General features: G+C 44.4%; 1 protein-coding gene. It reads left to right on the top strand.

Going from position 1 to position 340, the window contains the following annotated elements; all coding sequences use genetic code 11:
- Nucleotides 1-103: 103 nt before the first annotated feature.
- Nucleotides 104-340: TadE family protein (locus ACP45E_RS02635; protein ID WP_017038052.1), on the top strand; the 237-nt coding region annotated here is incomplete at its 3' end.

The raw sequence follows: 340 nt of genomic DNA, 5'->3' as shown, positions 1-340 counted from the left end.
GAAGACTGCAGTGTCACGGGCGGGGTACCCGGCCAAGGCAGTGATGTTGATGGGCCTTATCGTATTGTTCTTTATAAAGATCCTTTGGCAACGGAGTCATGATATGAGTATACAACGAAAGCAGAAAGGCATTGCTGCGGTAGAGTTTCTCATTACGGTTCCTATTTTAGTCTTAATCATTGGCGGGGTGACGGAGTTTGGTAATGCTCTGATTGATTATAATACCTTGAATAAAATGGCAAGAAATGGAGCGAGATACGCAACGACCGATGTATCGGGTACGTCCAGTTACGATCACATTGCCGATGAAACCGAAATCAAAAATATGGTGGTGTATGGA

Origin of the sequence: Vibrio genomosp. F10 str. 9ZD137, from assembly GCF_049974785.1 — a bacterium.
Classification (GTDB): domain Bacteria; phylum Pseudomonadota; class Gammaproteobacteria; order Enterobacterales; family Vibrionaceae; genus Vibrio.
This window is presented reverse-complemented; position numbering and strand designations above follow the sequence as displayed.